The following is an 18,218-nucleotide window of genomic DNA, read 5'->3' on the forward strand; positions in this document are numbered from 1 at the left end:
AATGACGGACGACGATGAGTACCCGACTGATACACCGCCCCGCTAGGGCCACCAGGCCCCCGGCCGCCTCCGAGGCGCGCGTCATCGAGGCCCCGCCCAACCTCCCCGAGGGGAAGGCGGGCAACATCGCGATGTCGCTGCTGCCCGTCGCCGGTGTCATGTCGTCCGTGGTGATGATGACGGTCGTGCGCAACAGCCAGTTCGCCGGACTCGGGGCGATCATCCTCGTCGTCACCGTCATCGGGTCCGTCGCGCTCGTCTTCTCGCAGCGCGGCAAGGCCCAGCGCACCCGGCGCACCCAGCGCGAGGCGTATCTCGCCTATCTGGAGGATCTGCGCGAAGAACTCTCTGCCGAAGAACGTCAGAGGCGCGAGCGCGCCGACGTCCTCAACCCGCCGCCACCCGCCCTCTACGACATCGTGCGCGATCCGGCTCGCCTGTGGGAGCGCCGCCGCATCGACGGCGACTTCCTGCATGTGCGGGTCGGATCCGGCGAGATGCCCGTGCGCGACTTGCAGATCGCTCAGCAGGGCTCGTCGGTCCTCACCCCGCCCGACCGCTTCATGCTCAATGAGGCGTCGGCGCTGATGGCCCGCTTCCGCACCGGCACCGAGCTGCCGCTGACCGTCCCGCTGGACCGTGCCGGCAACGTCAGCGTCATCGGTCCCCGTGAGGACTGCCTCCGCGTCGCGCGCGCCCTGCTCGTCCAGACCGCCGCCATGCACGCCCCCGACGACGTGGCAATGGCGCTCGCCGCGCCCGGCGACCGCCTCGCCGACTGGGAGTGGGCCAAGTGGATGCCGCATCTGCTCGACACCGAGCAGTTCGACGGGCCCGTCGCCGCTCGCCGCATCGCCCCCTCAGCGCCCCAACTCGCCCGGCTGCTCGGCCCCGAACTGCGCCGACGGGCCTCCTACGCGGCCGAGGTGCGGCGCGGCCTGTCCGGCAAGGACGCCCTGTCCCTGACGTCCCGGCTGCTCGTCGTCGCCGACGGACACGGCGCGGACGCCGTGGACCTGCCGCGTCCCGACGAGGCGGTCGGCCTGCGGGAGATGGGCGTCACCGTCCTGCACCTGCTCGAACAGCGGGTCCAGGAGCCGGGACAGGTCGGCGTCCGGATCACCGTCGACGGCGATCGGGTGATCATCGAGGATCTGCGTGAGCAGGAGCCGGTCAGTGTCCACGGCACCGTGGACGAGGCCGGCATCCCGTTCGCCGAGGGCCTGGCCCGGATGCTGGCGCCGCTGCGCCTGTCCGCCGAGTCGCTCACCGACGCCCCCTTGTCCGGGCCCGTCGACTTCGCCGACCTGCTCGGCATCGACGACGTGGCGCAGCTCGACGTGTCGCGTCTGTGGGCGCCCCGCGGCGAGCGTGCCTTCCTGCGCGTCCCCATCGGCATCAACGACTCCCGCGAGCCGGTGCTCCTGGACCTCAAGGAGTCCTCGGAGCTCGGCATGGGCCCGCACGGTCTGTGCGTCGGCGCCACAGGCTCCGGGAAGTCGGAACTCCTGCGCACCCTCGTCCTCGCCCTCGTGGCCACGCACCCGCCGGAGGACCTCGCCCTGGTCCTCATCGACTACAAGGGCGGTGCGACCTTCGCGCCGTTCGCGAACCTGCCGCACGTCGCCGGTGTCATCACCAACCTGGAGAACCAGGCCGGCCTCGTCGAGCGCGTCCACGCCTCGCTCGCCGGCGAGGTCAAGCGCCGCCAGCAGGTCCTCAAGGACGCGGGCAACATCGCCGACATCGGTGACTACGCCGCACTGCGCGCCAGCCGGCGGCCCGACCTGGAGCCGCTGCCGCACCTGTTCGTCGTCATCGACGAGTTCGGCGAACTGCTCACCGCCAAACCGGACTTCATCGACCTGTTCCTGTCCATCGGCCGCATCGGCCGCTCCATCGGGGTACACCTGCTGCTGTCCAGCCAGCGCATCGAGGGCGGCAACCTCAAAGGTCTGGACACCTACCTCTCGTACCGGCTCGGCCTGCGCACCTTCTCCGCCGACGAATCCCGTACGGTCCTGGACACCACGGACGCCTTCCACCTGCCGCCGCTGCCAGGATTCGGCTACCTCAAAGTCGACACCAGCCACTACGAGCGTTTCAAGGCAAGCTACGTCTCGGGCGCCTACCGCGGCCCCGCGCAGCGCCCTGACGACGAGGACAGCGGCCCCCTCGCCCTCCCCTACGACACCTTCAACACCCTTTCCACTGAGGAAGATGCGGACGCGCAGGAGCCTGCGATGCGGCGCCGCGATACCGGGCCGACCGAGCTGAGCGTCGTTGTCGAGCAGCTGGCGAACGCCGCCGGTGCGGTGCGCCGCATCTGGCTGCCCCCGCTGCCCGACGCGATCGCCCTGGACGCGGTCGCCGGCCCCCTGAACGTCGGTGCGCGCGGTATGCAGCTCGCGGGGCGCCGCGCCCCACTGGAGGTACCTCTCGGTCTGCTCGACGATCCGGCCAGACAGTGGCAGGGCCAGTGGCACCTGGACCTGACGGTGGCGGGCGGCCACGCCGCCGTCATCGGCGGCCCGCAGTCCGGCAAGACCACGCTCCTGCGCACCCTCGTCCTCTCGCTGGCGCTGACCCACACCCCGCAGGAGGTCGGCGTCTACGGCCTCGACCTGGTCGGCGGCGGCCTGGCGGCCCTGGCGGGCCTGCCGCACGTCGGGGGTATCGCAGGTCGCGTCGACCGTGAGCGGGTGGCCCGCACCGTCGACGAGGTACGAACCATGCTCGCCGCCAGGGAGGGCCTCTTCCGCGAGCACGGCATCGACTCCGTCGAGCAGCTTCGCGACCTGCACGCGGCGGGCCGGCTGCCCCAGCTGGCCTCCGCCGAGATCGTGCTCGTCATCGACGGCTTCGGCGCGCTGCGCGACGACTTCGAAGAGCTGGAGGACGATGTCGCCGACATCCTTCAACGCGGCGGCGGTTACGGCATCCACGTCGTGGCGGGCATGCTCCGCTGGAACGACGTGCGCATCGCCGTCCAGTCGAACTTCGGCACCCGCGTCGAGCTACGGCTCAACGACCCCGGCGAATCCAGCATCGACAGCAAGCTGGCAATGACCCTCTCCCCCGACGAGCCCGGCCGCGTCCTGACCGCCGGCAGGCTCTTCGCGCAGGTCGCGCTTCCCCGTACGGACTCGCTTCCTGACACCGGGGACCTGGGCGCGGTTCTGGCGCGTGCGGCCCGGACGATCCGTGCCACCTGGAGCGGCGAGGTCGCCCAGCCGGTACGGGTACTGCCGCACGTCCTTGAGCCCCACCTCCTGCCGGGCCCGGTCGCAGAACCCCAGCGGGTGCCCATCGGCCTGGACCAGACCGCACTCGAACCCGCTCTGCTGGACCTGTTCCAGCACGACCAGCATCTGCTGATCATGGGCGACAGCGAGTGCGGCAAGACGAACCTCCTCAAGACCATCGCCAGCGGCCTCATGGAGCGCTACAGCCAGGACGAGCTGGTCTTCGCCGTCATGGACCCCAGGCGCAGCCTGCGCGGCGCGATCCCCGAGGAGTTCAACGGCGGCTACGCCTACAACGCCAAGCTGTGCGCGGGCCTCGCCGCCGCGGTCTGCACCGAGTTGGACAAGCGACTTCCCGATGACGGCGCAGGCCTCGAGGACCTGGAACCGGGCAGCTGGGGCGGCGGCCCGCGGATCGTGGTCCTCGTCGACGACTACGACATCCTGACCACCGCCGGCCAGGAACCGCTGGCCCGCTTCCTGCCGTACATCCCCTCCGCAGTGGACATCGGTCTTCACTTCGTCCTCACCCGCCGCGTCGCAGGCGCCTCACGCGGCATCTACGAGCCCCTGGTGCAGGGCCTGCGCGAGTCGGGATCCTCCGCGCTCCTCATGGCAGGTGACCGCGGCGAAGGCCAGCTGTTCCCCGGCGTGTACGCCTCCTGGCAGCCGCCGGGCCGCGGTGTCCTCATCCGCAGGGGCCAGGCCAATCGTCTGATCCAGACCGTGTACTCCCCCGCGTGACATTCAGGAGGGCTCTCCCGCCCACGCGGACCACGAGACGTACGGCATCCATGCCCCGAACGACGAAGGACCGGACGAGAACAACATGACCAAGGACGTCATCGCCCTCACCCAACGCATGCCCGACCCGTCGGCCATGCTCGCGGGACTGCTCTCCGGTGGCCCGGACAAGCTAGTGGACACGACAGGCGAGGGTGCCGTCGTGCGGCTGTGCGACGAGGAAGGACGCCCCCTCGTCTCCGTCGAGGCACCGCTGCTCGTGCAGGTCGCCGGCGAGGCCGAGCGGCTGCTCGGAGCCACCCCGCCACCGGTGCCGTACTGGTGGACAGAGGCCCGCGCTACCACCGGTGTGGAAGAAGCCGAGCGGCTGGCGGGCACCTTCGCGGCCCGGCTGGCCGCTTTGGCCGACGGCTCGGCCTGGCCGCCTGAGGCCGCGCAGTCCCTGGCGGTGGTGAAGACCGACGGTGTGAGCGTTGCGCCCACGCCCGCCGCCGGGCAGCCCGCCGTCGACGTCCTTACCGACAAGGTCGCCGTCGTCATCCAGGACCGCCCGGTGGTTGCCATGACAGCCTGGCTCCAGGACGCGTTCCAGTCCGCCGCCGGCGACGAGCTGGGCCTCCAGGTCGTCACCCCGGCAGGAACCACGCTCTCCCCGGCCGTACGCGCCGGCCTGAGCAACTGGCCGTCCCGCTGGGTCGTGCGCGACGAGCGGGACGGCTACTACGACGGACAGTCCGGAGCCGTCCTGCGCTGGCAGGACGGCATGTTCGCACCGGTGGCGGCGGCCGACGCGACCGCTGACGACCCCCGCACCCCGGTCGCCGCCTCCTACCAGGAGGTCACGGACACCGGCGAGCAGCAGCTGGCCATTACCTTCCGCACGGTCCACCCCGCAGACGACCGTCTGGTCCTCGGCGGCGCGCTGGAGTCGATGTGGCGCGAACTCACCGGTGAGCCTCCAGCTGGGTGGGGAACCGCGGAACCCGCCAACCTCCCCTGGTCGCCGCGCCAGATGACCGACCTCGCCTACGAGCGAGCGCCCGAGCCGACCTGGTTCGTGGTGGTCGGCAGCCCTGACCGGCCCGGCCTCGCCACGGTGCGCGTCAGCCGGACGAAGGCGGGCGTGGAGGAGTACGTCACGCTGATGTTCGGCTACGGCCCCGACGAGAAGCCGCCGGTGGACTCCCTCCCCAGGGCCGCGGAGCTGCTCGCCACCCGCCACCGCCTCCTGTCGATGCTCATCCAGATCCGCAAAGCTCGCCGGGATCTGGCGGTGCCGCCCCACTTCGAGGGGCCCGGTGTCCCACTCGCCTTCGTGCTCGGCGCGGACGAGGTCCGCCAGATGCCCGGCGACCGTGCCCGGAAGACGCCACTGTCCAAGCCGCCTGTCCCCCTCGGTCCGAAGACCCGCCCTGCGATGTACTACCCGCTGCCCGGGGACCCGTTGGACCTGTCGGGCTGGCAGGACTTCGAACGCCTGATGCGGCATCTGAAAGGCGAGTGAGAGCACCTGGCACAGGGGGGAACGTGCGCGTGGACCTCCCTGCCAAGCACCCTGCAGGCATTGGCAGGTGGGTGGGCTCCAGGCTGTTTTGAGCCGTTGTCAGACCTTGGGCATAGCATCGGGATTGCGGATTGCACCAATGACTTCGCAATTGATAGGCATGACCGTACATACGATCGTCAAGTCTGGCGGGGGGAGCCTGATGAAGTTCGACATGGGGGCGCAGACGCTCTCGACCCTGAGGTCGAAGTCGCAGGGATCGAGCACGGAACTGGGGACGTTGATCCGTCAGCTCGTGCAAGCAGCACAGCCGTTGGAAGGCAAGTTCAACGGGTCGGGCAAGGCGGCATTCGACTCGTTCAAGTCGCACTCGGACGAGATCGCGGCGGAGTTGAACAGTGCGCTGGCCGCGATTGTGGGCGGACAGTCGGGCATGGAGACGGCATTCGGCTCGGGCGACCAGGAGCAGGCCGACAACGCCCGGTCGCAGATGTCGGCGGCAAACTTCGACGCCGCCCGCTTCTCGGGCCGCTGACAGCCCGCAGGCGACAGAAGTACTCAGATCTCAGGGGGAGTGATTGTGATGGCTGCCGGCATGGACCGTCGTTCGTACGACACGGGTGCGTCCGCGGAGGCGCAAGGCAACATCCAGGCGGTGATCGCGCGCCTGGAGCAAGTGATCGCGGCGCGTGATGCGCAGGTGAAGGCGGCGATGTCGGATTTCGCCGCGGATGGTGTCGCGGAGGAGTACCACGGCAAGGAACTGCGCTGGAACCGCGCCTCGCAGGAGGTCAGGAGCATCATCCAGCTGCTGAAGACGACGCTGGAGAAGAACGACGGCACCGCGCACCAGACGCTCGCACGCGCGAAGTCCGCGGTCGACAACATCGGCTGAGCCGGCCTCAGCGCATCGACAGATCAGGCAATCCGTCGGAGTGCGCGGACGGGTTGCCGGCCGTGGGGGGCGGCGCCGCGTGGGTCGCGGCGCCGGTGCAAGAAATATGTACGCAGGGGGCGTTCATGGCGTCATGGGACATTCAGCCGCAGGGAGTGCAGGGCCAGTTGAAGGTCGTCGGCACGCATGCCGAAGATCTGGGGAAAGCCCTCACCACACTGCTTTCTGACATCCAGGAGGCTGCTCAGGCTGCGGGTACGGCCGTGCCGGGCACGCAGGCCCGAACGCCGCTGTCGCCCGGACCGTGGGCGCCGAGGAACAAGCCGTTGGGACCGGCGGCCACCTCCCTGTTCACGCAGACGGCGACGGGGCCGGTCGCCGCGGCCCTGGCCGAGTACGTGACGAAACACAAGCCGCACATGAAGGCAATGGCCGATCGCTGCCAGGCCGCCGTCCTGGGGGCTGCCAAAGCCACCAATGAATACGTCCAAGGCGATCTGGAGGCGGCCAAGAACGCCCAGAACGCCGCCCATACCGTGCGGCTGGACGCTCTCAAGGACTTCGGGGGGAAGAAGAAGTGAGCGGCGGACCGGTCGACCCGGCCGATGTACCGGTCTTCACCGGTGATCTGGACGTTCTGGAAGCCAAGACGAAGGCACTGTCCCACGGCGGCTCCAAGGTCCGAACCGCCGGCTCGGACGTCCACAAGTCCTTCGGCGGACTGGCTGCCTTCTACAAGGCGCCCGAGGCGGAGCAGCTGTTCGGCGTCACCAAGCCGGTGGAGCGCACGGCACACGACCTGAGTGACGACATGCATGTCATCGCCGGGGCTCTGAGCACCTACGCCCGCGAGATCAGGCCACTGATCCACCGGCTGAACCAGCTCAAGCAGGAGGCCGCCGATTTCCGCGACAACGAGGCCGCCGAAGACGACTGGAGCGAGGACGGCGACCTGACCGACGAGAACCTCAATCGCCGCAACAAGATCGCCGAGGTCTGGGCCGCGTTCCAGGAAGCCGAACGCGACTGCCACGCCAAGATCGTCGCGCTGGTACCCGGCGGCAAGGCGCTCCACACAATCGACGCCTCCCACAAGAAGGGATACGGCTACGACGCCGAAGCCCTCAAGGCATCCAAGAGCCTTCCCTGGGGCGACACGGTCGAAGAATCCGTTCCCTGGTGGCAGGTGTGGGAACACGCCTACGACTTCGGCAAGGGCTTCATCGTCGACGGCGTGGGGGGCACCATCGACGGCATCTACACCCTGTTCGGCGGGCACGGCGGGGACGCCGCCGGCGAGGCGTGGCTCGGTCTGGCCAAGCTCTCCACCGCAGTGGCGATCACCACCACGCCCGGATTGAACGTCGCCTACTGGATGGCGCCGGGGAAGATGCTCCCCTCCTGGCTGCGGGACTCGCGTACCGCGGTGCTGGATACCGGCAAGGCTCTTGTGGCCTGGGACCAGTGGGAAACGAACGGCTCCCGAGCCGCCGGCGCAGTCACCTTCAACATCGTGACCGCCCTCTTCACCCGCGGTGGCGGTGCCGCCGTGCAGGGCGCCGGCAAGGCGGGCGGGCTGGCCAAGGGTCTGTCCGTCGTCAGCAAGGTGGGCAGCGCCGTCGACCCGATGACCTACGTCATCAAGGGCGCCGGTGCGGGCCTGTCAAAGGTCGGCGACCTGATGGCCCACCTCAAGGGCCTCGGCCACGTCGAGACCCCGAAGATCTCCGAGGGCGCCTACAGCCTGCCCGAGGGAGCCGCCAAGATGCCGGACGGCACGATCCAACTGCCCGAAGGCGCCGCCATTCCGGAAGGGGCGACCAAACTCCCGGGCGGCAGAATCGAGCTGCCCGAAGGCACGGTAACCCTCCCCGCGCACACAGTGAAGGACCCCTTCACGGGGAACTACACGGACGCCGCCGGCCACCTCTACAGCAAGGACGACGGCAGCCTGCTCCAAGACGCCAAGGACGCCCCCCAGGGCAACCCCGCCCAACCCGCCACGGGAGCGGACAACCCACGAATCGAGACCCCGGCCCACCAGGAACAGCGGGTCCCGGCCGGCGTCGGCGGACGGGGCGACGACTTCACACGCGTCGGCCCGGACATCCCCGACCCGGCCCGCACCGGCGACAACGCAGGCCACGGCGCCGCTGGCTCACACGACAACACCCCCATGGGCCGCGCCGACGGCCATGGCGCCCCCGGCGGAAACGTGGGCGACCACATGCCCACGAATAGCCTGGACGACAACACAGTCGGTGGCAGTGGCCACACCACCGACACCCCGACCAGCGGTGACCACGGGCACGACCCGACGAACTCATCCAGTGGGGACCACGCGCCCGGCGGCGTCGGCGACGCCGACGGTCCTGGTGAAACAACGCCTGTCGGGCCGCAAAGCAATCGGGCCGACGGATCATGGGCGGGCGAGAACGGCCTACATCTAGACCAGGAAGCGAACGCCGCCGCGGACGACTTCATGCGCAGGTCCGCTGAGGCGGAGCCGCGCATCACTGAGGCGATGCAGGACATCGCTGGCAAGGCCGACGACGGGAAGTTGATCGGCCTGGAGTACCGCCTCAAGGGGGAGGACTCCCTCAAGCGCAAGCTCGCCACTGACATGCTTGAAGACATCGGCATGGACCACGGCCGAGCGCTCGGCGATATCAAGGACTCCATCCGCTACACGATGGAGGTCCCGAGCAACCGTTACACCCACGGAGTGCAGCAGGCGATCAACGACCTGCAGGCCAGGGGGTTCGAGAACGTCACGTTCAAGAACACCTGGGACTCCGTCGGCTACAAGGGAATTAACTCAACCTGGCGCGACCCGGTCAGTGGCCAGGTCTTCGAGCTGCAATTCCACACAGCCGATAGCTTTGTGGCCAAGATGGACGGCCACGTCCTGTACGAGAAGGAGCGCCTGCCCGGAGTCTCCCGCGACGAGATTGCCGCGATCAAGGTCAAGCAGGCCGAACTGTTCGGCAAGGTGCCGGTACCGCATGATGCGGGTGCCATCAGGATCGGTGCACACGGCGCGGACGATGTGGCAGCCGCACTCGGCAAAGACCTCGACTCGACGGCTCACGACCTCGGGGCGGTGGGCGACGATGTCGGGGGCTTGGGCAAAGACGCGGTAGACATCAGTGGACTGCGTGACGATGCGCTGGACGCTGCGGGCAATGCGGAGAATCCGTACGCCCACGGACCCAACGGCGGCTGGGGAGGAGCCGGTTGGGTCGAAAAGCCCTCGGATTATGCGGCTGGTGTGTACGAATCGCTCCGGGCCACACCCAATCACGTTGACGTCCCCGTGATGGCCCGTAACACCGGTATCGCTGAGGCCGTCATCCGGCAGGTGAAGACCCATATGATCAAGGAACAGCACGACGTGGTCACCCGGCCCGGGGAGTCTAAGCGTGGTCTCTTCACGCCTCGCGATGACCTGGCTGAACTGTGGGACGGTGCCCGCAAGGGAACCCTGGACGCGGACCAGATCGTGGAATTCAGGCACCTGATGACACACGAGTACGTGGAGAGCCGGCTGATGAAGGGGGGTCTGCCGTACGTGTACGACGAGACGGGCCTGTGGAGGTGGGGCGACGAGGGTGAATTCGAAGGCAGGAGGTCGCCGAAGAGCCTGTCTGCAGCAGGTGCACACGACCTGGCGCCCAACCCTGCACGGGGTGGTTTCGGGAGGCAGTGGCAGAAGCTTGGCCTCAGGCACCCCAAGACGGATCTGGCCGCTGATTTGTCCAACATCGATGACTTCGTGAAGGATATTGTTAAGGAACTGCGAGCCAAGGGGGTGGACCTGAAGTGACCGAGAATTCTTCACGCAGGGTGTTGGAGCGACTGCGTGCCATTGACTGGGCCGACGATTTCGCGGCATCCGATCACGCCAATTCGCGCGCTTTGCTCATGCGCGAATACCTCCGACGAGCCGCTCTGTGGGCGCGTGCTTGTGGGGCAGAGCAGTCCTGGCCTTTCTTCGACGTCGCGGAGCACGTCGATGCGGAGTTCCAGACACCCCCCGATGTCGCCGCCGAAGTGGAAGAAGTCCTGGCCGGGCTCGCCCCGACTTCGCTGAAGCGGACCTGCCGAGCCGCTATCCGGTGGGCGGCGCTGCGTGACGTCCGAGACGATCTGCCTGCCGATCTGCCGGACCCCTATGAACCGCTACTCCTCATGTACGAACGGGGCGGCGGGTACTACCTGGAGGAGTATCTCGACCTCAACGGCGTGATGATCCGGCTCGGCAACGTGGAGAGCAACGCTTCCGCCACGTCTTTCGTCACGCTCGCCCCAGCGACACTCGACGCGCTCGATGCCGAAGGCCAGATCACCTACTACGCGAAGGTCAGCGAGGGCTACCCCCGGCACAAACCGCGCGGAATCGTCCGGCGTCGAATCGACGAAGGCCAGACGTATGACGAAGCCTTCACCCGGCGCCTCCGCTGGGAGCCGACCGAGTACCTCAATCTGTACGACCTCGGTCACAACGAAGTGGACCATGTCAAGATCACAGAGATCGAGGCTGCCGCGTTCATCGAATCGGTGACGGCGAAGATCCTTGGCTCCCCTTCGGCCACACCGTGACCGTCACGTTCTTGCCTGCTCGCCATTGACTGCCTCGCCTATGACGGGAGGAGCCCGATCGAGGACGAGTCGGAGTACCTGCCCAAGCACCTCCTGCAGCACGGTTGGCTCGGCGAGTTCCCCACGTGAGGCACCTGGAACAGATGGCAGCGGTGGTTCCCGTCATGGAGGGGTCGCTGTCCGATTCGTTGGAGGAGATCGAGACCTCGCACAACTCCAGGTCGGAAGCGGTCATGGAGTCGCTGAACGTCGCCCTCGTCCGCTGTGTCGGCGACCCCACTGCCGGCATGTTGGAGACCTGGGAGTCCTGGCTGCTGGCCATACAGGTGCACTCGGCCGTCTTCGCCGCCGCCGATCCCAACCGGGAAACGGTCACCTGCAAGATCCGCCAGGAGGAGCGCCACCTCGCCACCACCGGGCCGCAGACCTACCTCAACGCGAACACCTGGCTCAACGCCTTCTACCTCGCGGTCATCTGCCGTGAAGCAGCCCGCCTCGACATGCTGGCCCGGATCCCGGTGTCCCTGCTGCGCGACTTCGGCGGCGCCCTGGACGAGTACACCTACGCCTGGGTGGAAACCCTCCGGAGCTTCTGGCTCCACCGAGACGACCTGCGCACACACCTGGTGAACGCCGTGGACCTGAGCGCTCCCGAGCACGCCCGCGTCGTCGACGCGGAGACAATGATCAAGCTCAAGTACCCGCCGATCATGATGCTCTACCGCTACCTGCGCAACGACGTCGCTGGCTTCAACGACGCCCTGGCCGACGCCATCCACTGGCACAAGGAGTACTGGACCGCCGACGAGGACCGCACCGAAAACATCCTCGGGATCGTGGCCCTCGCCCCGCTGGCCATCGCCAGCCTCGCGAAGGCCAACGGCATCCCGGTCGAGGTCGAGACCGACTTCCTCCCCGAGGCCCTCCTCGACTTCGCCTGGCGCGGCGAGTTCGACGCGTAACACCGCACCCCACGTAAGGCGCACACATGACCATCGTCATCCCACGCCACGCATTCCGTATGGGCAACGTGGCCGTGATCATGGCGCCGGTTGTCGCGGCCGCGCAGGAAGCCGTCGAGGGGATGGAGACCTCCGAGGACGACCGCTACGACGCATTGACCTTCACACCGGGCGCAGCGAAGTGGCGCTGTCTCCAAGACCCCAGTTCGGACAAGCTCGAGACCTGGCTCGAGGAGGGGAGTCCTGGATACTTGCGATGCAGGTGGGCTCCGCCCTGTTCGCCGCGAGTACCACGCAGGAGGGGCCTGTTCCGCTGCGGGCCGGGACCCTGGACGAGGTGCGCAGGCTCCCCGCCACCGGCCCGCAGGACTACCTGCACGCCGGGAAGTCCGACCAGGCGGAGCTCGGTGCACTTGCCGGTGTCCTCGCCAGCCGCCGCTGGGGAGGGGTCCACAGCGGATCACAAGGTGAGGCGTTCGAAAGGGCGCTCGGCGAGTACCTCGACGTGCCGCACATGGCGGTGGTCTCGAGCGGCACTGCTGGACTGATGATCGCCCTGAGAGCACTGGGTGTCCCAGCCGGCGACGAGGTCGTCGTCCCCGCCATGACCTATGTGGCGACGGCCACCGCAGTATCCGTACTCGGCGGGGTGCCGGTGTTCGCGGACATCGCCCCTGACACCCACACGATCGACCCTTCGTCCGTGGAAGCTGCGATCAGCGAGAAGACGAAGGCGATCATTGCCGTTCACCTGGGCGGGCACCCTGCCGACATGGACCGCCTCGGACTCATCGCGGAGGAACGCGGTGTCCCGATCATTGAGGACTGCGCCCAGTCTCTCGGCGCGACCTGGAACGGCGCTCACACCGGATCGCTTGGTCGGGTCGGCGTGTTCAGCTTCGCCCGTACCAAGAACATCTCCGCCGGAGAGGGTAGAGCGGTTGTCATACAAGATGGTGAGCTCGCGGCACGTATCGCGTCGCTACGCGATCACGGGCGCCCCCTTGGCGTCACCGGTCACCACCCCGAACTGGGCTGGAACCTGCGGCTCAGCGAGTTTCAGTCCGCCATACTGGGCGTCCGGCTCGAACGCCTGGACCGCCAACTCGCAGCGAAGACAAAGGGCGCAGCGTTCCTCACCAGCGTGCTGTCCAGCGTGCCAGGATTGCGGCCTGTGCCCGCCGATCTTGATCCACGGGTAACCAGACACGGCCGGTTCTCCCTCGCGTTCACCATCGACGCCGAAGCATTCAGCAACATCTCGATCAGTTCCTTCCGCTCCGCGCTGAGAGCGGAAGGCATCCCTGTCGGTCTCCGCGACCTCATCGCCTGTCCCGACGAGCCGATCTACGCCGACGGCGCAGCCCAGGACTACGCGCACTCACGCACCGTGTCGTGTACGCAGGCCCGTGCTGCCTGCACCAGGCTGGCGCTGTTCGGACAGGCAGCCGGGTCGGGCATGCTGCTCGAAGACCCATCGGAACTCGCCGATGTCGTACCCGCACGACCTGCGGCACAAATGGCCACCGTGCCCCTGAGCAACGGCGTGCCCATCCACGAGGTGTCACGGTGGATGGGCCAGAGCTCCATCAAGATCACGGTGGACCGGTACGGCCGCCTCGCCCTCGACGGCAGTGAGCGCTGCCTGCCGTCGAGGGCGTCGAGGCCACCTTCGGGGTGCACATGCTCAGCGGATTCCCAGCTCCGCGAGTACCCGGCGCTGAGTTGGTGACGGCTTGGCCGGGAAGTACAGATAGCAGACGCCGCCGGATCCGCCGACGACCTTGCCGTCCGCGTTCTTGCGCTTGGTCCGCAGCCAGATGTTCTCGAACTGACGGCGCTTGTAGACGTGCCGGACCGCGGCGTTGTCGGGCGAGGCCGGGTCGTTCGTGATGACGTCGCCGTCCTTGGTGAAGCCGATGACGGTCATCAGGTGGCCCGCGGTGCCGTAGCCCGCGCCGTCGAGTTCGGTCTTCAGGAAGGACTGGGACGTGATGACCGGGATGCCTGCGTGGATGAGGCGTTCGGCGTCCGTGAGGGAGGACAGGCGGGTGACGATGCCCTGGAGGTCCCGGTAGGTGGCGGCATAGGCGGCGTTGAAGGGCCAGTTGCCGCAGCCTTCGTACTGGTAGTCGAAGGTGTGGCGGGCGGCGTGGCAGACCTGGGGGTCGGCGTAGTCGGGGTCGACCCAGGACAGCTGCTGCTGGGTGGGCCTGCGGCCCCAGTGTTCGATGGTCATCTGGGAGGAGGTGGGGCTGCACCATGCCTCGCCGCCGTTGTCGTACTCCGGGTACTGGCCCTTGTGGATCTCCTGCGAGTAGCGGGGGACGACCAGCTCACGGCCGACGAGACCGGGCGCGGACGCCGGCACCTCGAAGCGGTCGGGGACGTCCGAGCCCATGGCGCCCAGCCGCCAGACGGTGGGGGTGAGGGTGCCACCGGGCTTGCGGTAGAGGGTGACGCGGAGCTCGTAGGAGGTCAGGCGGAGGCCGCTCGCCGGGGTGTCGATGGCGAAGGTGTCCGTGGAGATGCTGCTCTTGCCGTCCTTTTGGTCGTCGACGGAGGTACGCCGGATGTCGGCGTCGCTGTCGCCGGCGGTCCAGCGGCCCATGACGTACCAGGGGGTGCGGCCGCCATCGGTGTAGGTGCCGCGCAGTTCGACGGCGATCCAGGTGCCGGACGGGGTGTGCGCGTTCCACGAGGCGATGACCTCGGTGGCGGGGACCCTGAGATGGTGGACCGGAGCGGTCCAGGTCGCGTACTCCCAGGTGGCGGTTTTGCCGGTGTGCGGATCTTTGTAGTCGAAGGTGCCGGCCGGGTGCGCCAGGCGGATGCCGGGCCGGGCGCCGTGTGCGACGGCGGTGCCCTTTGCGTGGCCCTTGGTCCAGTCGGATGCGGTGGTCCAGGCGTGATAGTCCACGAGGCTCTTCGGTCGGCGCGCGGCGTCCGGGGTGGTGGCGGTGGCCGGGGTAGTGGTGGTGGCCGGGGCCGCGGCGGGTCTGCGGGAGGTGTCGGCGGCCTGCGCGGAGGGGGCGGCGACACCCGCCGCGGCGGCGAGCGCGGCGGCCAGGACGGTGCGCCGGGGCGCGGAGCTGGTCATGGTGGAGGTCCCCCAGTCGGATGCGTACGAGCGGGCGCGGAAGGTCGGGCCGGGGCCACGGGCGGGCACGGGCGGGTCGGCAGTGGCTCAACTATTCCGGTTCCGGGCCTGCTTCGGAAGGCGCTACGGCGCGCGTCGCCGTACGAATATTGGTGTGGACCACTGGCATGAGCAGCGGCGTGGGCCCCACGCGTACGCTGACGCAATGGATCGCGATCTGGCTCCGCTCGCCGCCCGGCTGCGTGCCCTGCCGCCCTCCTGCGGGCCGGTGCGGCTGATCGCGGTGGACGGGCACGCGGGGTCGGGCAAGAGCACGTTCGCCGGCCGGCTGGCCGATGCGCTGGGCGGCGTGCCGGTGGTGCACACCGACGATCTCGCCACCCATGAGGAACTGTTCGCCTGGGGCGAGCGGTTCGCCGCCCAGATCCTGGGGCCGCTGTCCCGGGGCGAGACGGCGCGGTACGGCGTCTACGACTGGGTGCGCGGCGAGTTCACCGAGGAGCGGGTGCTGGCGCCCGCTCCGCTGGTGCTGGTCGAGGGCGTGGGCGCGGGGCGGCGGGCACTGCGGCCCTCGTTGGCGTGCCTGCTGTGGATGGAACTGGCGAGCGAGCATTCCTGGGAAAGAGGACAACTCCGGGACGGACCGGGGCTCTCCGCCTTCTGGAGTGGCTGGATTCCGGCGGAGCGCGCGCACTTCAAGGCGGACCCTTCGCGTCCGTATGCCGATTTCCTGGTGCACCAGGAACAGACGGGGTACGAGGTGCTCGTGGGACCTTCCGCGACGCCGTGACGGGCCCCGCATTTCACGCTCTGTGACGGACGGCGGCCGAGCGGTCGAACGGCGCCGACAGGGTCCCGCCGAGTGCCCCAACTCGGCTTGACCTGGGGGCCGTACAGGACTTACGTTCTCAATGTGCGGTTCTACGGACCGCCCGCAGATGCGAAGCCCCCGGTTGTTCCCCCGTGATCGGGGGCTTCGTTCTGTGCGAAATCACCTCTTGCCGCCGCTCGGCGCCGCCTCTCCCTCACCCTGGGTCACCGCATTCTTCGCGCCGCCGCGCCGTGCCCCGCCCTCCGCTCTTGCCCCGTACCGCCCTCTACGGCCTGCACCGATCCCGCGGGTACGATGCGAGTCTGTGCCACCGCAGGCCAGGACCGATATGCGCGCGGAGCCGGTCAACTCCCGCCCGCCGTATGCCGGTTCGCTAGGCCACGGCGGCACGCGCCCGGCGGTACTCGGGGGACGTTTTGTGGGGGGACGGGATGGATGTCGGCACTCAGGGTTCGCCCGCCCCGGCCGAGCTCGCCTGGCTGCGCGCGGTGGACGCCTACACCGTGGGCGCCTATCCGCAGGCGGAGGAGGAGTTCCGGGCCGCGGTGCGCCTCGACCCGTCGATGGCCGACGCCTGGCTCGGTCTGCACGCACTGCGCGCCGACACCTCCATAGCGCTGCTGCGGATGCACCGCCACCGCGACCGTTTCGGTGAGATGCGCGCCCGCCACCGACGCACCCTCAACTCCTGGTACTGGCTGGGCTGGTGGGTGCAGCCGGTGCTGGAGACCGGCCGCGATCTGCTGCTCGCCCACGCCTCCCACTGGCTCGACGGCCGTCATGTCGCCGAGCTGGACCAGGCGCTGGCCGGCTGCCCGCCGGTCGACACCGACCCCCAGGTGCGCTTTCTGCACGCCTGCCGCGCCTATCTCGTCAAGGACTGGGACCAGCTCGTACGGCACACCGAGCCGCTGCTCGCCGATCCGGTGCTGGGCATCGAGGCCGGGCTGTTCGGCGGTATGGCGCGGGTGCGGCTGGAGATGTACGGGCAGGCCGAGCCGCTGCTGTCGGCCGCGTTGATGCGCTGCCGCAGTGAGCAGCCGCAGCGCAAGGAGCTGCGCTACTGGCTCGCCCGCGCGCATGAGGGCACCGGCCGCAGTGCCGCGGCGCTCCCCCTCTACCGCGCGGTGCACCGCGTCGACCCGGCGTTCATGGACACCGCGGCACGGCTCGCCGCCATCGCGGAGGGGGACGGCCTGGACGAGGGCGCCGACCTTGCGACGGTCTCCGCGTCCGGTTTCGGCCAGGAGGCCGGCGGCGATCTGACCCCGCTCGATCCGGTCGACGGCCGTGAGCTGCTGGTGACCGGCGAGGCGGACGGGCCCGACGACGAGGTGGGGCCCGCCCCGGCCGGGAGCGATGCCGCGGCCCGGGTCAAGGCGACGGCGCCGGTGCCACGCGGCGCCGAGCGGCTGCCCGCCGGTCCCGCCGATCCGGTGCTGCTGGAGAAGGCCCTGGCGGAGCTGGAGCGGATGGTCGGCATGGAGCCGGTCAAACGGCAGGTGCGCGCGCTGTCGGCCCAGCTGCGGATGGCGCGGCTGCGGGCGAGCCAGGGCCTGCCGGTCCAGCCGCCGAAACGACACTTCGTCTTCTCCGGCCCGTCCGGCACCGGCAAGACGACCGTCGCCCGGATACTGGGGCGGGTCTTCTACGCCCTGGGGCTCCTCGGCGGCGATCATCTCGTGGAGGCCCAACGGTCCGACCTGGTCGGCGAGTTCCTGGGCCAGACCGCCGTCAAGGCCAATGAGCTGATCGACTCGGCGCTGGGCGGGGTGCTGTTCGTCGACGAGGCGTACAGCCTGTCCAACTCCGGCTACAGCAAGGGCGACGCCTACGGCGACGAGGCACTTCAGGTGCTGCTCAAGCGCGCCGAGGACAACCGCGACCGCCTCGTCGTCATCCTGGCCGGCTACCCCGAGGGCATGGACCGGCTGCTGGCCACCAACCCCGGCCTGTCGTCCCGCTTCACCAGCCGCGTCGACTTCCCCAGCTACCGGCCGCTGGAGCTGACCGCGATCGGCGAGGTACTGGCCGCCGAGAACGGCGACTGCTGGGACGAGGAGTCCCGCGACGAGCTGTGCAGCATCAGCGGCCATGTCGTCGACCAGGGCTGGATCGACGAACTGGGCAACGGCCGCTTTCTGCGCACCCTCTACGAGAAGAGCTGCGCCTACCGCGATCTGCGCCTGTCCACCTGGCACGGCGCCCCCACCCGCGACGACCTCGCCACCCTCCGGCTGCCCGACCTGATGCAGGCCTACGGCGAGGTCCTCTCGGGCCGCGGCCCGGACGTCCAGGGGCCGCCGCCGAAGGGGCTGGACCTCTAGGGGGCGT

Annotated in this window: 12 protein-coding genes; 11 read left to right on the forward strand and 1 reads right to left on the reverse strand. The window is 69.1% G+C overall.

All coding sequences use genetic code 11. The annotated features are described in order from the left end of the window. Positions 1-14 precede the first annotated feature (14 nt). From eccCa to K7C20_RS05930, 9 genes are all read left to right on the forward strand, one after another. Positions 15-3,989, forward strand: coding sequence for a type VII secretion protein EccCa (eccCa, locus tag K7C20_RS05890; protein ID WP_053210514.1), 3,975 nt, complete (start codon positions 15-17; stop codon positions 3,987-3,989). An 85-nt stretch (positions 3,990-4,074) separates the two neighbouring features. Further along, positions 4,075-5,493, forward strand: a complete 1,419-nt coding sequence (locus tag K7C20_RS05895; RefSeq protein ID WP_030080777.1) for a DUF6177 family protein — start codon at positions 4,075-4,077, stop codon at positions 5,491-5,493. A gap of 202 nt (positions 5,494-5,695) precedes the next feature. Then, the gene (locus tag K7C20_RS05900; protein ID WP_030080778.1) at positions 5,696-6,028 is read left to right on the forward strand and encodes a hypothetical protein; all 333 of its coding nucleotides are present in this window, start codon (positions 5,696-5,698) and stop codon (positions 6,026-6,028) included. Between the two features lie 48 nt (positions 6,029-6,076). Then, complete coding sequence (locus tag K7C20_RS05905; RefSeq protein ID WP_030080780.1) at positions 6,077-6,388, forward strand: pore-forming ESAT-6 family protein; 312 nt, start codon at positions 6,077-6,079, stop codon at positions 6,386-6,388. A 125-nt stretch (positions 6,389-6,513) separates the two neighbouring features. Further along, positions 6,514-6,969 carry a DUF6507 family protein gene (locus K7C20_RS05910; RefSeq protein ID WP_053210540.1) on the forward strand — a complete coding sequence of 152 codons (456 nt, stop codon included), beginning with the start codon at positions 6,514-6,516 and terminating at the stop codon, positions 6,967-6,969. After that, complete coding sequence (locus K7C20_RS05915; protein ID WP_052414306.1) at positions 6,966-10,214, forward strand: ICP22 family protein; 3,249 nt, start codon at positions 6,966-6,968, stop codon at positions 10,212-10,214. The genes K7C20_RS05910 and K7C20_RS05915 overlap by 4 nt, the downstream gene beginning before the upstream one ends. Beyond that, entirely contained in the window at positions 10,211-10,990 is a 780-nt protein-coding gene (locus K7C20_RS05920) for a hypothetical protein (RefSeq protein WP_048829367.1), read from the forward strand. The genes K7C20_RS05915 and K7C20_RS05920 overlap by 4 nt, the downstream gene beginning before the upstream one ends. A gap of 143 nt (positions 10,991-11,133) precedes the next feature. After that, a complete protein-coding gene (locus K7C20_RS05925; protein WP_063753930.1) occupies positions 11,134-11,952 on the forward strand; it encodes an immunity 49 family protein in 819 nt (272 codons plus the stop codon). A 256-nt stretch (positions 11,953-12,208) separates the two neighbouring features. Continuing rightward, the gene (locus K7C20_RS05930; protein ID WP_048829368.1) at positions 12,209-13,684 is read left to right on the forward strand and encodes a DegT/DnrJ/EryC1/StrS aminotransferase family protein; all 1,476 of its coding nucleotides are present in this window, start codon (positions 12,209-12,211) and stop codon (positions 13,682-13,684) included. Here K7C20_RS05930 and K7C20_RS05935 read toward each other — a convergent pair. Continuing rightward, on the reverse strand, positions 13,640-15,052 hold the full coding sequence (locus K7C20_RS05935; RefSeq protein WP_053210539.1) for a peptidase C39 family protein: 1,413 nt from the start codon (positions 15,050-15,052) through the stop codon (positions 13,640-13,642). The two genes, K7C20_RS05930 and K7C20_RS05935, sit on opposite strands and share 45 nt — an antisense overlap. Positions 15,053-15,257: 205 nt before the next feature. Here K7C20_RS05935 and K7C20_RS05940 point away from each other — a divergent pair, with 205 nt between their 5' ends. Both K7C20_RS05940 and K7C20_RS05945 read left to right on the forward strand, forming a co-directional pair. Continuing rightward, entirely contained in the window at positions 15,258-15,842 is a 585-nt protein-coding gene (locus K7C20_RS05940; protein WP_030080795.1) for a uridine kinase family protein, read from the forward strand. Positions 15,843-16,315: 473 nt separating this feature from the next. Continuing rightward, positions 16,316-18,211: an AAA family ATPase gene (locus tag K7C20_RS05945; protein ID WP_053210513.1), complete on the forward strand. Its 1,896-nt coding sequence runs from the start codon at positions 16,316-16,318 to the stop codon at positions 18,209-18,211. The last annotated feature ends 7 nt before the right edge of the window (positions 18,212-18,218 follow it).

The organism is Streptomyces decoyicus, from assembly GCF_019880305.1.
In the GTDB taxonomy this organism is placed as follows: Bacteria; Actinomycetota; Actinomycetes; order Streptomycetales; family Streptomycetaceae; genus Streptomyces; species Streptomyces decoyicus.

Coding starts and splice junctions, on each gene's coding strand:
- K7C20_RS05910 (WP_053210540.1), top strand. CDS start 6,514: ATGGCGTCATGGGACATTCAGCCGCAGGGAGTGCAGGGCCAGTTGAAG.
- K7C20_RS05945 (WP_053210513.1), top strand. CDS start 16,316: ATGGATGTCGGCACTCAGGGTTCGCCCGCCCCGGCCGAGCTCGCCTGG.
- K7C20_RS05940 (WP_030080795.1), top strand. CDS start 15,258: ATGGATCGCGATCTGGCTCCGCTCGCCGCCCGGCTGCGTGCCCTGCCG.
- eccCa (WP_053210514.1), top strand. CDS start 15: ATGAGTACCCGACTGATACACCGCCCCGCTAGGGCCACCAGGCCCCCG.
- K7C20_RS05900 (WP_030080778.1), top strand. CDS start 5,696: ATGAAGTTCGACATGGGGGCGCAGACGCTCTCGACCCTGAGGTCGAAG.
- K7C20_RS05935 (WP_053210539.1), bottom strand. CDS start 15,052: ATGACCAGCTCCGCGCCCCGGCGCACCGTCCTGGCCGCCGCGCTCGCC.
- K7C20_RS05930 (WP_048829368.1), top strand. CDS start 12,209: ATGCAGGTGGGCTCCGCCCTGTTCGCCGCGAGTACCACGCAGGAGGGG.
- K7C20_RS05905 (WP_030080780.1), top strand. CDS start 6,077: ATGGCTGCCGGCATGGACCGTCGTTCGTACGACACGGGTGCGTCCGCG.
- K7C20_RS05895 (WP_030080777.1), top strand. CDS start 4,075: ATGACCAAGGACGTCATCGCCCTCACCCAACGCATGCCCGACCCGTCG.
- K7C20_RS05925 (WP_063753930.1), top strand. CDS start 11,134: ATGGCAGCGGTGGTTCCCGTCATGGAGGGGTCGCTGTCCGATTCGTTG.